This is a genomic window from Hallerella porci, from assembly GCF_003148885.1.
In the GTDB taxonomy this organism is placed as follows: Bacteria; Fibrobacterota; Fibrobacteria; order Fibrobacterales; family Fibrobacteraceae; genus Hallerella; species Hallerella porci.
The window spans coordinates 1-14,660 of record NZ_QGHD01000027.1 but is presented as its reverse complement, the minus strand read 5'-3'; the positions used below and the strand labels follow the sequence as shown (position 1 = coordinate 14,660).

Below are 14,660 nucleotides of genomic sequence, written 5' to 3'. Positions count from 1 at the left end.
CAAGTCAAAATGATTAACCTTTAAGGAACGATATGCCCGAAAGTCAGAACATCGAGTACAAGGAATCGTGGCGAGATGAGTATATCAAGTGGATATGCGGTTTTGCGAATGCTCAAGGTGGAAAGATTTTTGTAGGCGTAGATGACAAGGGACGTGTCATCGGATTGCAGAATGCCAAGAAGCTCATGGAAGATATCCCGAATAAAGTCAGGGATGCATTGGGCTTGCTGGTAGATGTAAACCTGCTTTCTGTAGATTCCAAGGAATACATCGAAATCTCGATTTCTCCGAGTACATATCCCGTAAACTATAAAGGCGAATATCATTACCGGACCGGGAGCACAAAGCAGCTTTTGCAAGGTGCTTCGCTCACGCAGTTTTTGCTGAACAAGACCGGAACGAAATGGGATGCTCTCCCTGTCGATGGAGTCAGCTTTAGGGATTTGGACAAGGAAAGCTTCGACATCTTCCGCCGGGAGGCGAAAAAGTCGGGCCGGATGACTGCGCAAGATTTGTCGATGACGGACGAAGAACTGCTTGACAGCCTGAATCTGGTTGTAGATGGAAAATTGACCCGAGCCGCAGTCTTGCTTTTTCACCGCAAGCCGGAAAAATGGTTTGGTGGCGCATACGTGAAAATAGGTTTTTTTGGCGATGGGCCCGATTTGCAAACCAAGATGAAATTTACGGTTCGTTGTTCATTCAAGCGGATCGAGTCGTCGAGCTCATTTACCTCAAGTATTTCAAGGCACGCATCAGTTACGACGGCCTGATTCGGGTGGAACGCTACCCCATTCCAAAGGATGCCATGCGCGAAGCCGTTTACAACGCCCTGATGCATTCGAATTACTCGTCCGGAGTCCCGATTCAAATTCGCATACACGAGAACGAAGTCCTTATAAGCAACGATTGCGTTTTCCCGGCCAATTGGACCGCCGAAACATTGATGCAAAGGCATCGTTCGGAACAATACAACCCCAAAATCGCAAACGCGTTTTTTAGGGCTGGCTACGTGGAAGCGTGGGGGCGCGGCATCGAAAACATGTGCAGGCTTTGCAAGGATTATGGAGTCAAGACGGAATATACTGTGCACCCCGGGGATGTGATGCTTGCGTTTTTCGCTAAGCAAGAGACTGCGGCCACCCAATCCGCCACCCAATCGACCACCCAATCCGCCACCCAATCGACTCAAAAATACTTGCCGATTGAAATCAAACTTATGCATTATCTGGTAGCCAATCCACGTGCAACTCAGGGACAAATTGCAAAATACTTGGGAATGAACTTGAATACCACCAAGTATTATTTGAACAAACTAGGTAAACTTGAAGTCCCCGCGATTAAGCACGAAGGCACGACAAGAAAAGGTTCGTGGATGGTTTTGATAGACTTGGAGAATCTATGACAGGGCAGAATATGAAACGGCTTGGAGACTACATACGGCCCGTAGATCTGTTGCGCAATCGTTGCAAATTATATATATTTCAAACAGGTTGATTTTGGTGCGGAAAGTCTCTTTTTTACATATTTTCCGCACCATAATCGGTATATTTTGCCATTTTTGAGCGAAAAAATGAGGGCGTATGGACTATTCAGAGAAAATTGTTGGCCGGCAAGAAGAGCAAAAGACCTTGCAAAAATGCTTTGAAAGTCCGAAAGCGGAGTTTGTCGCAATCTATGGTCGCAGGCGAATAGGGAAGACGTTCCTTGTCAAGCAATTTTTCAAGGAAGAATTCGATTTCTATACAACAGGGGTGTATCAGGTAAGCAAGGCTGAACAACTGAGAAACTGGAAAAAGCAACTTCAAAAGTTCAGCGGGCAAAGTACAAACATTCCCAAGAACTGGTTTGAGGCCTTTGACCAGCTGGAAAATTACCTTCGGACATTAAAGAAAAAAAGGATTGTCGTATTTATTGACGAACTGCCGTGGCTTGACACGCCGAAATCCAATTTCCTCAGGGCCCTGGAAATGTTTTGGAACAGCTGGGGAGCCGATTGCCAAAGGTTGAAACTGGTGGTTTGCGGCAGCGCTACGACCTGGATGGTGAACAAGCTGTTGGGCGACAAGGGCGGACTGCACAATAGGGTGACTAGGCCTATCTATCTTGCTCCCTTTTCGTTGCTTGAAACCCGTAAATACCTTGCAAAAGAAAACTTTGACTGGTCTGATTCGGAAATCGTCGAAACCTACATGTGCCTGGGTGGAACACCCTACTATCTATCGTTGCTAGATTCGTCGCTTAGCTTGAGGCAAAATATAGATAAGCTTTTTTTCAAGAGAAACGCTGTACTCAGGACAGAATACGACTTTCTGTTTCGGTCGCTCTTTAACGAATCGACAATTTACAGGAAGGTTGTAGAACTGTTGTCCGCAAAGCTTGTGGGCCTCACAAGGAACGCTATTATTTCGGGACTTGGTGCGGCAGATAACGGAAAATTGAGCGAAGTCCTGGAAAATCTGGAAAAGTGCGACTTTATCCGCCATTACCAGTCTTTTGGCAAAAAAAGGAATGAGGCTCTGTTTCAGTTGACCGACATGTTTACGTTGTTCTTTTTGCGGTTCGTAAAGGACTACAAGGGCATGAATGAAAATGCGTGGAGCAATTTGTCTGACAGCAAACGCAATGCGTGGCAGGGGTATGCGTTCGAACAAGTTTGCATACACCACGTCGCTCAAGTGAAAGCGGCTTTGGGTATATCGGGAATCGAAAGCGACGTCTGTTCGTGGTCAAAGAAAAACGGCAAGAAAGGTTCCCAGATAGACTTGATTATAGACCGGAGCGACAAGGTGATAGACCTGTGCGAAATAAAGTATTGTGACAGACCCTTCGAGATAAAGAAAGACTATGCCGAGTGGTTGAAGGAACGCCGTGACATTTTCAGGGATGATGTGAAGACTAACAAGACGCTGCACTTGACAATGATTGCGCCTTTTGGAGTGGCGAATGGAAAATATGCGTCTTTAATACAAAGTATTGTTAAAGCGGAGGATCTGTTTCGATGATGAAACGGCTTGGTGACTACATACGGCCCGTAGATGTGCGGAACAGGGACTTGAAAGTGACGCGGTTACTTGGCGTGAGCATCACGAAAGAATTCATGCCCTCTATCGCCAATATTGTCGGCACAGATTTGTCCGCCTATAAAGTGGTGACCAAGGGGCAATTTGCTTATGGTCCCGTAACGTCTCGCAATGGTGATAAAATTTCAGTTGCCTTGTTGGACGGATATGACGACGCCATCATTTCGCAGGCCTATACCGTTTTTGAAGTCGTTGATACGAACGCCCTGGATCCCGAATATCTGATGATGTGGTTCCGTCGCCCGGAATTTGACCGCTACGCCCGCTTCCATTCTCACGGCAGCGCCCGCGAGGTCTTTGACTGGGAAGAAATGTGCGAAGTCCAGGTCCCCGTCCCCGCAATTGAAAAACAGCGTGAAACCGTCGCCGAATACAACACCCTCGCCACCCGCATTGAAACCAACAAGAAACTCATCTCCACCCTCGAACAAACCGCCCAAACCCTCTACCGCCACACCTTCGTCGACAACATCGACCCAAACAACCTGCCCGAAGGCTGGAGGATGGGAACCGTTGGCGAGTTTTGTGCTAAAATGACATCAGGCGGAACACCTAGCCGAACAAATAATGATTATTGGAATTCCAAAGATTATCCATGGTTGAAAACTGGTGAAGTCCAAAATAATGTCATTTTTGAAACGGAAGAATACATCAGCGAAGCCGGCTTAAAGAATAGCTCTGCAAAGCTGATTCCCACAGGTTCCGTCGTTATGGCTATGTATGGGGCAACTGCTGCACAAGTCGGCTATTTGCAATGCGAAACGACAACAAATCAAGCTTGTTGTAACATGATTTGCAAAAGTGAAGTTGATGCTGCTTTTTTGTATTTCCATTTTTTGGTTAACCAGGAAGAAATAAAGCGGCTCGCGACAGGCGGAGCACAAGAAAATCTCAGTCAAGATGTTATTTCGGCACAACCGATTTTGATTGTTGATGATAATTCTGTAAAACAAGCATTTTCTGCAATAATGCAGAAATTTGTGTGTTGCTTTAAAGAAATAAAAATATTAACCCAAACGCAAACCCTTCTCCTCTCTAAAATGGGGGCGTAATATGTCTGTTCCATTTGAAATAATAATTAACAAGGTCCCCTTTTCTACTATATGTACTGTCGCATCGTTATCTCCTATTGATAACAAATCTGTTTTGGGCTTAGTAAATGATTTTGAAGACGGCAAATGGCGTTATGAAAAATTCCAAAATTATATTTGGGATAATTTGCAAGAAACGGCTTTATCACTAAGGGAACGGCAGGCTTTATATGGCAACCCAATGAGTTTGTTAAAAAAGGCTTCCCAAAAATTAAAATTGGTAGAAAACGCAGGGGAAGAAAAAGGGGGCGAAATTGCTGAAGCTCTTTTATATGGAGTTATGAAAGACTATTACGGAGCAATTTCCGCCGTGCCTAAAATATATTACAAACAAAATTCACAGGACCCTGCTAAAGGGGCTGATAGTGTACATGTTGTCATAGAATCAGAAGATTCTTTTTCACTATGGCATGGAGAGGCAAAATTTTATAATAATATAGAAGATGCTCGATTGTATAAAATTGTAGAGTCAGTTCATGATATATGTGAGACGGCGAATATAAAAAAAGAAAATAGTATAATTACGGATGTTCGGGATTTAGATTTGATAGAAATGAATGAGTCTTTAAGAACAAAAATTAAATCACTGCTGGACGATGATATTTCAATTGATAAAATTAAACCGATATTGCACATTCCTATTATGTTGCTATATGAATGCCCTTTGACTGAAACGCAAAATGAATGGTCGCCAGAGTATGTTGATAATGTGATTGCTTTTCAAAAAGATCGCGCAAATTCATATTTTAAGAAACAAATAAACAAGTGTAAAGACGTGTCCAAATATTCGGAAATAAAATTTCATCTTGTCCTGTTTCCCGTGCCAAAGAAAGAAAAAATTTTAGAAGATTTTCGAAAACATGCTGAATTTTTAAGGGGTTAATTGTGTCTGAAATTCGTTCTGATGTGTTTGAAAAATGTAGAGAAATCAATTCATTGCTGAATAGCGGTAATGAAAAAGATGCTCGAAATGAATTGATTAAAATGCTTGATTTCCTTCAGGAGAAGGATATTCCGTATAACTCTTTGGTGAATCATTTGATTCGCGAAGTTGGATTGTTCCCATATTTTGATGAGAAACAAGCTGACTGGATGGATTCTCTTGCTTGCGAAATGTTTAGAGCAGATGTTGGTTTTGAAAAATCAGTAATTTTGCATAGGGAACAATCTTTGGTATTGAAGAGGTTGCTGGCTGGTGAAAGTGTTGCTGTAAGTGCACCAACAAGTTTTGGCAAAAGTTTCATTATTGACGCATACATCAAGTTGAAACAACCTCAGAATGTTGTGATTCTTGTTCCAACTATTGCCTTGATGGATGAAACAAGGAGAAGACTGTATAAAAGTTTTTCAAGAGATTATGAAATAATAACTCAATCGGATTCTGATATTGGCGAGAAAAACATATTTATATTTCCTCCAGAACGAGCCTTGACCTTTAAGAATGTAATTCAAGATATTGATATTTTTATAATCGATGAATTTTATAAAGCGAGTGTTCAATTTGATCCAGATAGAGCACCTTCGTTAATAAAATGCCTGCTTCAATTTTCCAATAAGGCAAATCAAAGGTATTTCCTTGCTCCAAACATTTCCTGTTTAGAAGATAATCCATTTACTCAGGGCATGTCTTTTTATTATACTGATTTTAATACAGTATACCTAAACTCGAAAAATTATTATCCACAAATAAATGTTGCTCCTGATCAGAAGGCCAAATTTTTATTTGATATTTTAAAAGAAAATCCTGGAAAAACTCTTGTCTATGCAGGAACTTTTACTGAAATCGGAAAATTAAAGGATTCGTATCTGAGCAGCGGGATAAATCGTAATTCAAGTGAATTATTGGATTCCTTTTCTAAGTGGTTGTCCGATAATTATCAACCTATTTGGTATTTGTCAGATTTGGCTAAAAGAGGTATAGGAATGCATAATGGTCGTTTGCATAGATCATTAGCGCAAATTCAGATAAAGTTGTTTGAGGAGAGAACAAATGGCTTAAACGACTTGATTTCAACATCTTCTATTATAGAAGGTGTTAATACGGAAGCGAAAAATGTTATAATATGGAAAAACAAAATAGGATCGCGAAATTTAAATTTTTTTACCTATAAAAATATTATGGGTCGTAGTGGCCGTATGTTCAAACATTTTGTGGGAAATGTTTTCTTGTTAGATAAAACTCCAGAGGAAGAATCGGTTCAACTTTCGTTAAAACTTCCACAAGACTCAATATTTGATCCTGCTTTGCTTGATTCTTCTAAATTCTCTGCAGAAGAGATTGAAGATGCAACATTAATTCAACGAGAAATAGAAAGTGAAATTGGACAGGAGTCGTTTTCATCTGTAAAAGATGATTTCTATTTTTCCGATGTCAAAAAGAAATCTGTTAAGTATATAATTACGGATTTAAAGGACAAGCCTACTAAATGGAATGGGTTAGGTTATTTGAATTCAGATAATCCTAGTGAGTGGGACTTTTGTTTAAAAAACATTTTGTATTTAATGCATAGTATCGGTGACAGGGACGCAGTTGAAAAGGTTGCTGCGTTTATTGAAATTTTACCCTGGAATTGGACAAAAACGATTCCAGAAATTTTGGATATGCTAAGTGAATATGATTTTAGTATTGACAATTTCTTTGAATTAGAAAAGAAAGTTACTTATAATTTTGTTCAATTCTTTACACTGTTTAACCATCTTCAAAAAAGTATTCTCGATTCCGGAGTGGATATTAGCCCGTTCATTGCCAAAATGAAAACTGTATTCTTGCCACCAGTTGTTTTACAAATGGAAGAATTTGGATTGCCAAGAATGATTTCAAGAAAAATTCATAATGCGGGTTTGATAAATTTTGAAGATAAAGAATTAACAAGCAAAAAAGTGATTGAACAATTTATTAGTATTGGAAAAGAACGAATTTGTCAAATAAATACATTAGATTCATTTGACAAATATGTCGTTGATTTCTTTTATGATGGGATTGCTATAAAATAAAGAAGAGGCTAGAAAAATGAATGAAAAAGAAATGGAACAAATAGTTAATGAAGAATGTCCGCATTTTGAGGAAATGATGGAACAAATTCAAGAAGAACAGGAAGAGAAGATGAAACATATGCCTCCTGAATACGCAACTTCGACTTGCCATCTTGAAAGATGGATAGACTCATATTTTGATTATGAGGCAACGCGTGATGTCCCCTCAGGAAAAGGGAATAATGATGTAGAAGAAGATGAATTACGTTTAGATCATCTTCATGTATTAATCGATAATCAAAAAAAATATAAAAAATGGTTCCGAGAAGATTGGAAAAATAATGGTCTTTCTTGTTGCCAATATCTATTATTTGCTAGGACGATAAAAAGAGAAATGTACGGGAAATCGGTGATTCGTAATAGTAATAATGCTTTAAGATTAAAAAGATCTATTTACGATTATTTGAAAAAACGAGACCTTTTGTCTGAGCCGGATACATTAGGAACGGAAGAATTATTATCTGTCTCCCCCTTATTTACAGAAGAGGAAATTTCTAAAATACTAGAGATAAATAAAAGCATTTTTAATTTAATGATAAAAGATCTTTGTCATGCAGATCAAGAGCGTAGTTCAAATGATTATACATTGAAACGAGGTTTGCATACAAATACGATTGTAAATGAAAAAAATTTTTATGAAAAATTTACTATTAATAGTTATACTTTAGCAAATTCAATATCAGACAAATTTGCAAATGGAAAAGGAAATATTCATACTGTAGTCAGAACTCCTGCAACGATATGGGATGATGCGATTCTGTTCAATTCAATCATATTCCCGGCTCCTTCTGGTGAGCAGCAATTTGAATTTGGCGTTATTCCTTTTCCAAAATATGAACGCTTATGTTATAAGGGCGAATATGCGTCTATGCATGAGTGTGAATTGGATCGTGTCGACAGAAATTCCCTATGACTCCTCAGCAATTCTCCAAAATTTTCTGGAAGCAGTATCTTCTGCTTGAAAAGGACTTCCTTGAAACGGATGAGTTCGTGACGATTGACAAGAGCAACTTCAAGACGTTCTCCAGTCGTTACACTTATCTGTTGCTCAATATCTGTAGCGAGATAGATTCCATTGCTGAGGAGTATTGCAAGGTTTTGGGGCGCAAGCCGAAGAATATTGTTGCGAAGGTTCGGGCGATTGTCACGAAGACTCCCCGGATAAAGAACGAGCGCGCAATTACAAAGTATCCGTACGAGGTGATTAAACCGGCGCCGTTCCAGGCGTTCGACGACAAGGTGGCGGCGGAGTGGTGGCGTAATTACAATCTGGTCAAACACGCACGAGCAGAAGAACCGTCAGATAGCATCCCGAATAGTCAACTGGCGAATTTGAAAAGTGTCCTGTGGGCCCTCGCCGCCCTCTACATCCTCTGCCAGAATCTCTACAAACTCCTCGGCGAATCCGGCCTGCAACTCGAACCGTCAAGGCTGTTTGAATAAATTCTTGTGAATGTAAAATTTTCTTGCCCCTCTTGCCAACTTTTGGGATAATAGGTACATTAATGCCCGACGCGTTTTTCCGTCTAATGGGAAAATGCGTCTTTTTTATTTCTGAGATTTCAGGATAAGGGGACGCCTCAACAACTCAATGGAGGCGTAATGAACAAAGAAAATCATCTTGTTGAATACAAGCGAGAACTGTCCGAAACTTTCGAGCGATCTGTAATTGCTTTTCTGAATTCTACAGGCGGGCATATCTACATTGGAGTCAATGACGATGGCTCTGTATATGGAGTAAAGGACATAGACCATGTGCAGCGTCAAGTAGCGGATAGGATCTTGAACAATATCAAGCCCAATGCAATCGGACTCTTTGAAGTAGTGACGGAGGAAAAAGACAACAAAAATATCGTTCATGTGGCGATTTCGGGTGGTCCGGAAAAACCGTATTATCTAAAAAAGGCGGGCATGACGCCCGAGGGATGCTTTGTGCGTGTGGGAAGTTCTGTCCATGGAATGAGCGAAAAGATAATTCTGGAGACGTTCACTTATCGTGCAAAGATTTCTCTTGCCAAGATTCCGGCTCCGCGGCAAGACCTGACATTTAGCCAGCTAAAAATCTACTACGAAGAGAGCAAAAAGCCCTTGAACAGTCAGTTTGCCAAGACGCTGGAATTGCTTACTCCCGACGGAAAATACAACTACAACGCATATCTCCTTGCAGATGAAAACGGAGTATCCATCAAAGTGGCGCGGTACACAGGCACGGACAAATATGACCTTATTGAAAATGAGGAATTTGGCTATTGTAGCATTATAAAGGCTGTAAAATCGGTACTCACGCGATTGCAGGTGGCGAATATTACGCACGCCAAGATCACTCCTATGGAACGCATCGAAAAGTCTCTGGTCGATCCTGTTGCCTTGCGCGAGGCTGTAATCAATGCCGTTGTTCACAATGATTACACGAAGGAGGTCCCGCCCCTGTTTGAGATTTTCTCTGATCGGATGGAAATCACGAACTACGGCGGGTTGGTGGAAGGTCTTTCGAGGGAGGATTTCTTCAACTGTTGTTCAATGCCGCGCAATCGTGAATTGATGCGTATTTTCCATGATTTGGATATGGTCGAACAACTCGGGAGCGGCATGCGGCGTATTCTGCGTTCCTATGATGAAAAGGCTTTCTCGTTTACGGATCATTTCATGCGGACTTCGTTCTATTTTGAAGGATTGCAGCGGTTGGGTGATAGGATAAATGATAGGATAAGTGATAGGATAAGTGATAGGATAAAACTTACGGAAACGGAATCGCTGATTTACGCAGAAATAAAGCGGAATCCTTCCATTACGGTTTCCTTACTTATGCGGGAAACAGGTTATTCCGAACCAACAGTTAATAGAACTTTGAAATCGCTACGAGAAAAATCGTGCATTGTTCGCATTGGGGCTAGAAAGAATGGACGGTGGGAAATCTTGAAATAAGGGAAATTGCCCAATTATTGCCCTATTTTGCCCCAAAATCGCCATTTTGCTTATTGCGCAGGAAAATGATGAATTTATTTTTACTGCATGGCGTTCAAGGAAGCCGACTTAGAGAAAGTGTTTATTGACCTCCTGGTTCAGGAGGGCTGCAAGTATGTGCCCGGCGAGGCGATTGGCCGCGGCGAGGGCGAGGTCTTGATTGAGCAGGACATGCGTGACTACTTGCACTGTCGTTACGATTCCGAGGGCATTACCGAGAACGAGATCCGTTCGATTGTCTTGCAGTTGCGTTCGCTTTCGGCGAGTGCGCTCTACGAGAGCAACAAGAAGTTCTGTTCCTGGCTTTCGGACGGCTTTATGCTCAAGCGCGAGAACCCGAAGGACAAGGACATCCTCATCGAGCTTGCAGATTTTAGGCCGCTGGGTGAACAGAGAAAGTCGGGTTTCGGTGTCGATGATGATGAAGAGGCGATGCCGCTGGCGGCCGATGTGGCGGCGAAATACTGCGCCGACTGCAATATCGTCAAAATTGTAAACCAGTTTGAAATTGTCGGCTCCGAAAAGCGGATTCCCGATGCAATCCTTTTTGTGAATGGGCTCCCGCTTGTGGTATTCGAGTTCAAGAGCGCCGTGCGCGAAGAGGCGACGGTTTTCAACGCCTACGAGCAGTTGACGGTTCGGTACCGCCGCGATATCCCGCAGCTGTTTGTCTATAACGCCTTCTGCGTGATTAGCGATGGCGTGAACAACCGGGCGGGCAGTTTCTTTGCCAAGTACGATTATTTTTATGCGTGGCGACGCGTGGAATTTGGCGACAAGCGAATCGAGGCCGAGGGCATCGAGAGCCTTTACTCCATGATTCAGGGGATGTTCAATCGCAAACGCCTGTTGGATATTTTCAAGAACTTCCAGTATTTCCCGGACAGCAGCAAAAAGGAGCAGAAGGTTCTGTGCCGTTATCCGCAATATTATGCGGCGAGGTCTTTGTACGAAAACATTTGCAAGGCCCGCAAGCCTTATGGCGACGGCAGGGGCGGCACGTATTTTGGTGCGACGGGTTGCGGCAAGAGCTTTACGATGCTCTTCTTGACGCGGTTGCTCATGAAGTCGCTAGAATTCAAGACGCCGACGATTGTGCTGATTACCGACCGCACCGATTTGGACGATCAGCTTTCGGGGCTGTTTACGGCTTCCAAGAAGTATATCGGCGACGAACGCGTCGAAAGTGTGGAGAGCCGTGCCGACCTGCGCGAAAAGTTGCAGGGCCGCAAGAGCGGAGGCGTGTTCCTCACTACCATCCAGAAGTTCAGCGAAGATATCGAACTGCTGACCGACCGCGATAATGTTGTTTGCATTTCGGACGAAGCACACCGCACGCAGACGAACCTGGACCAGAAAATTACCGTGACCGATAAGGGCGTCAAGACGAGTTTCGGTTTTGCGCGTTACTTGCACAATTCCCTGCCCAATGCGACTTACGTGGGCTTTACGGGCACGCCGATAGATGCGACGCTCGATGTGTTCGGCCCCGAGGTCGATATTTACACTATGACGGAATCGGTGAAGGACGGCATTACGGTGCCCATCGTTTACGAGGGCCGTGCCGCCAAGGTGGTGTTGAACAATTCTGTTCTCGAAGAGATTGAGAAGTATTACGAAGAAGCTGCAGAATCGGGTGCCAACGAATACCAGATTGACCAGAGCAAGCAGGATGTGGCGCAGATGGGCGTGATTCTCGGCGACCCAGACCGGTTGAAGGCTGTGGCGAAGGATTTCGTGGCGCATTACGAAGCCCGCGTTCAGGAAAAATCGACGGTTCGCGGCAAGGCGATGTTCGTTTGCTACAGTCGCCAAATTGCGTATGCGCTGTATAAGAATATTTTGGAACTGCGCCCGGAATGGGGCGTGGCGAAAATCTGCGACGATGCGGAATTTGCAGGCGAGGCAACCGAACTTACCGACAAGGAAAAGCGGGAACTGAAACCGGTCGAAAAAATCAAGATGGTCATGACCCGCAGCAAGGACGATGAGAAGGATCTTTACGACTTGCTCGGCGACAAGGATGCCCGCAAGGAACTGGACCGTCTTTTCAAACAGGAACGCTCCAACTTCAAGATTGCGATAGTCGTGGATATGTGGCTCACGGGTTTTGACGTTCCGTGCCTCGACGCCATTTACATCGACAAACCGATTCAGCAGCATTCCCTGATTCAGACGATTTCCCGCGTGAACAGGACGTTTGCGGGCAAGGACAAGGGAATCGTCGTCGATTACATCGGCATCAAGCGCAAGATGAACCTGGCGTTAAAGCAGTACGGTGCCGGTTCTGAGCAGAATGTAGAAGACATTACCGCCGCGATTACGGAGTTCCGCAATCATCTGGATTTGCTCGACAAGTTAATGTACAAGTTCGATACGTCGGCGTATTTTAAGAGCACGGGCAATGGCGCGGAACTGAAGAAACTGGAATGCCTCAAGCAGGCACAGGAATTCGTGCAAACCACGAAGGAAAAGGAAGCCCGCTTTATGGGCCTCGCGAAACGCCTGAAGGCCGCATACGACATTTGCGTCGGCAACGAGGGAATTACGCAGGCCGAGCGCGACCGTGCGCATTTCTACTTCGCAATTCGCTCCATTTTGCATAAGCTCACCAAGGGCAATGCTCCCGATACCGCGCAGATGAACGCCCGCGTCCGCGAGATGATTGCTTCGGCGCTCCAGAGCGAAGGCGTGGAAGACGTTCTGCAGTTGAGCGATGCCGAAGCCGACCAGGCAAAACAGAACATCTTTGACGACGAATACTTGCAGCACATCAACCGCATCAAACTGCCGAATACCAAAATTAAGTTGCTGCAAATGCTCCTGCAAAAAGCCATCGGGCAAATCCGCAAGGTGAACAAGGTCAAGGGAGTCAACTTCACGCAGAAAATGCAACAGCTCGTGGAGCAGTACAACAATCGCACCGAGCAAGACATCTTGAAGAGCGAAGTCTATGAAGAAATGGCCGAAACTTTGACCGACATGATTGTCCAAGTTCGCAAGGCGTTTACCGAAGGCGAAGAAAAAGGCCTCAGCTTCGAAGAGACCGCATTCTATGATATTCTAAAATCACTCTGCGTCAAGTACCACTTTACCTATCCCGAAGACAAACTAATTGCACTCTCGAAACGCGTCAAGATTCTTGTTGACGAACAAGCCGCATACCCCGACTGGGACAAGCGCGACGACATTAAATCCGCACTGAAAGTGAACTTGATAATCCTTCTCGATGAATTCGGCTACCCGCCCGTCGAACGCGACGAAGTCTATGGGGAGATATTTGAACAGGCTGAGAATTTTAAGAAGAATTTGTAAATAAGATTGATGAGGAAATATGGAACAGAAAGAAAAAACGGGCTTTATTTATGTCCTTACCAATGAAAGTTTCCACAAGGCAAACTGGATAAAGATTGGATACGCTGAGGATGTCGACAAACGAGTCAAAGACCTTTCCGGCAATCTGTTCCTCTTCCTTATAAGGTGTATTGCACCTACGAGATTCCAAGAATAAATGGCGCAAAAGATCCTGATAAGTTAGTTCATAATCTCATTCAGTTGCTTAATCCCAGTTTAAGGATTTCTTCAAACAGGGAATTTTTTGAAATAGACCCTTGGGACGCCTATGATATGCTTTCTGCTATAGCCCAAATGCATGGCAGAAGTGATAAACTAAAGTTTTATGGTGTAAATGAACCTGATAAACCTGAACTCATCGATGAAGAATATTCTGTTGAATCTTTGTTTCCGCCAAAAATTGAACTTTTCTACAAAGTTCTGGCACAGAAGAAATGCGACAAGGACAAGGTCTATTCGCTACACGAACCCGAAGTAAAATGCATCGGCAAGGGCAAGGAACACAAGAAATACGAGTTCGGCAACAAGGTGTCAATCGCCCGGAGCTACAGCGGCATCATTGTCTGCGCGGTTTCGTTCCGGGACGAGTATGACGGACATACGATAGACGATACGCTTGACCATGTTGAACAAATGCTTGGATTCAGGCCGAGCCGGGCCGCATGCGACCGAGGCTACCGCGGACAAAAGGAATCCGGAACGACAAAGATCGTGATACCGGACGTCCCGAAGAAAAATGTGACTTACTACCAGAAGGAAAAGGCTCACAAGCTTTTTTGCAAGAGGGCTGGCATCGAGCCTATCAACGGCCATCTGAAAAGCGATCACCGTATGGGCAGAAATTTCTACAAGGGAATCTTTGGCGACATGCTCAATGCAAAGCTTGCAGCAGCGGCGTTCAACTTCAAGAGGGCCATGAGGCGCTTTTTTGTTCTGTTGGAATGGCTATACTGTTTTTGCCTTCTGTGGAACGGAATGAACAAAAAATGCGAACGTCCTTATCTTGCGTTCGCAAAGTGACTTTTTAAGGGCTGACTAATTAGTCGTCCCTTAAAATCCCGCCCAGCCCGCATAACTATTGGGAAAAACTGATTTCTACCCTGTGAAATTATTGCAAGGTTTTCTAAAATATGAC

Annotated in this window: 11 protein-coding genes and 1 pseudogene; all 12 read left to right on the top strand. The window is 43.5% G+C overall.

Annotated elements, in window-relative coordinates; genetic code table 11:
* Positions 1–32 precede the first annotated feature (32 nt).
* Complete coding sequence (locus tag B0H50_RS13485; protein WP_199219630.1) at positions 33–773, top strand: AlbA family DNA-binding domain-containing protein; 741 nt, start codon at positions 33–35, stop codon at positions 771–773.
* Entirely contained in the window at positions 695–1,405 is a 711-nt protein-coding gene (locus tag B0H50_RS13480; protein WP_233244759.1) for an ATP-binding protein, read from the top strand. Before B0H50_RS13485 ends, B0H50_RS13480 begins: the two co-directional genes overlap by 79 nt.
* Before the next feature lie 178 nt (positions 1,406–1,583).
* Positions 1,584–3,005 (top strand): AAA family ATPase, encoded by a 1,422-nt coding sequence (locus B0H50_RS10555; RefSeq protein WP_073306412.1) that lies wholly within the window; start codon positions 1,584–1,586, stop codon positions 3,003–3,005.
* Complete coding sequence (locus B0H50_RS10550; RefSeq protein WP_109587706.1) at positions 3,002–4,135, top strand: restriction endonuclease subunit S; 1,134 nt, start codon at positions 3,002–3,004, stop codon at positions 4,133–4,135. The genes B0H50_RS10555 and B0H50_RS10550 overlap by 4 nt, the downstream gene beginning before the upstream one ends.
* A gap of 1 nt (position 4,136) precedes the next feature.
* Positions 4,137–5,057: a HamA C-terminal domain-containing protein gene (locus B0H50_RS10545; protein ID WP_109587705.1), complete on the top strand. Its 921-nt coding sequence runs from the start codon at positions 4,137–4,139 to the stop codon at positions 5,055–5,057.
* Positions 5,058–5,059: 2 nt separating this feature from the next.
* Positions 5,060–7,168 carry a DEAD/DEAH box helicase gene (locus B0H50_RS10540; protein ID WP_109587704.1) on the top strand — a complete coding sequence of 703 codons (2,109 nt, stop codon included), beginning with the start codon at positions 5,060–5,062 and terminating at the stop codon, positions 7,166–7,168.
* A 16-nt stretch (positions 7,169–7,184) separates the two neighbouring features.
* Positions 7,185–8,120 carry a hypothetical protein gene (locus tag B0H50_RS10535; RefSeq protein ID WP_109587703.1) on the top strand — a complete coding sequence of 312 codons (936 nt, stop codon included), beginning with the start codon at positions 7,185–7,187 and terminating at the stop codon, positions 8,118–8,120.
* Positions 8,117–8,650 carry a hypothetical protein gene (locus B0H50_RS10530; protein WP_109587702.1) on the top strand — a complete coding sequence of 178 codons (534 nt, stop codon included), beginning with the start codon at positions 8,117–8,119 and terminating at the stop codon, positions 8,648–8,650. Before B0H50_RS10535 ends, B0H50_RS10530 begins: the two co-directional genes overlap by 4 nt.
* 159 nt (positions 8,651–8,809) lie before the next feature.
* Positions 8,810–10,132 carry an RNA-binding domain-containing protein gene (locus B0H50_RS10525; RefSeq protein ID WP_109587701.1) on the top strand — a complete coding sequence of 441 codons (1,323 nt, stop codon included), beginning with the start codon at positions 8,810–8,812 and terminating at the stop codon, positions 10,130–10,132.
* 87 nt (positions 10,133–10,219) lie between these two features.
* Positions 10,220–13,486, top strand: a complete 3,267-nt coding sequence (locus tag B0H50_RS10520; protein ID WP_109587700.1) for a type I restriction endonuclease subunit R — start codon at positions 10,220–10,222, stop codon at positions 13,484–13,486.
* A gap of 19 nt (positions 13,487–13,505) precedes the next feature.
* Entirely contained in the window at positions 13,506–13,682 is a 177-nt protein-coding gene (locus tag B0H50_RS10515; RefSeq protein WP_109587699.1) for a GIY-YIG nuclease family protein, read from the top strand.
* Between the two features lie 230 nt (positions 13,683–13,912).
* Positions 13,913–14,545: pseudogene (locus B0H50_RS10510) on the top strand (transposase); the annotation flags it as partial.
* Positions 14,546–14,660: the final 115 nt, after the last annotated feature.

Excerpts from the sequence above, each read along its gene's own strand:
- B0H50_RS13485 (WP_199219630.1), top strand. The coding sequence starts at position 33 with ATGCCCGAAAGTCAGAACATCGAGTACAAGGAATCGTGGCGAGATGAG.
- B0H50_RS10555 (WP_073306412.1), top strand. The coding sequence starts at position 1,584 with ATGGACTATTCAGAGAAAATTGTTGGCCGGCAAGAAGAGCAAAAGACC.
- B0H50_RS10550 (WP_109587706.1), top strand. The coding sequence starts at position 3,002 with ATGATGAAACGGCTTGGTGACTACATACGGCCCGTAGATGTGCGGAAC.
- B0H50_RS10545 (WP_109587705.1), top strand. The coding sequence starts at position 4,137 with ATGTCTGTTCCATTTGAAATAATAATTAACAAGGTCCCCTTTTCTACT.
- B0H50_RS10535 (WP_109587703.1), top strand. The coding sequence starts at position 7,185 with ATGAATGAAAAAGAAATGGAACAAATAGTTAATGAAGAATGTCCGCAT.
- B0H50_RS10530 (WP_109587702.1), top strand. The coding sequence starts at position 8,117 with ATGACTCCTCAGCAATTCTCCAAAATTTTCTGGAAGCAGTATCTTCTG.
- B0H50_RS10525 (WP_109587701.1), top strand. The coding sequence starts at position 8,810 with ATGAACAAAGAAAATCATCTTGTTGAATACAAGCGAGAACTGTCCGAA.
- B0H50_RS10520 (WP_109587700.1), top strand. The coding sequence starts at position 10,220 with ATGGCGTTCAAGGAAGCCGACTTAGAGAAAGTGTTTATTGACCTCCTG.
- B0H50_RS10515 (WP_109587699.1), top strand. The coding sequence starts at position 13,506 with ATGGAACAGAAAGAAAAAACGGGCTTTATTTATGTCCTTACCAATGAA.